Raw genomic sequence first — 623 nt, forward strand, 5'->3', positions numbered from 1 at the left:
GATCCGGAGCTTTTTTGGGGCATTCGCGGTGGCGGTGGGAATTTCGGTGTCATAACCCGCTTCAGGTTCCGGCTGCATCAGCTTGGCCCGGTGGCTGTCGGCCATTGGACGTACCCGATGGCCGACGCGCAACGCGCAATCACAGGCCTCGGCGATTTGGCTCGACAACGCCCGCGAGAGTTCTCCGTCGCTTTTACTCTCGCGCGAGGAGGCTTGAGCGTGACTGCGGTGTGGGTGGGCGACAGCAGGCGGGCGGATCAGATGCTTTCGCCCTTCGGCGAGCTTGCAGGTGTGGGTGAAGGAGAGATGGGCGCCATGCCGTTTCTTCACCTGCAAAGTCGCAACGACGCTCATTTCGCCTGGTCACGCCGGTATTACGCGAAAGGTGGTTTCTGGTCGGATATCACCGGTGACGTAGTGGATGCTATGCTGCAGCAGATTGCCTCGGCACCAACCAAGGATTGCGAGTTCTACATAACGCAGCTTGGAGGCGCTGTTGCCGACGTGCGGGACGAAGACACCGCCTATTCCGGAAGGCAGGCCGGCTATTACTGGATTGCGGAGCCCGTATGGGACGATCCGGCAGACGACGAGCGTTGCATCGAATGGGGCAGGTTCGCAGC

The 623-nt window shown here is 61.0% G+C and carries 1 pseudogene; it reads left to right on the forward strand.

Annotation, left to right across the window (positions count from 1 at the left end):
* Positions 1–117: 117 nt before the first annotated feature.
* Positions 118–623: pseudogene (locus AC0L2K_RS34990) on the forward strand (oxidoreductase); the annotation flags it as partial.

This window comes from Mesorhizobium sp. WSM4817 (genome assembly GCF_055811135.1).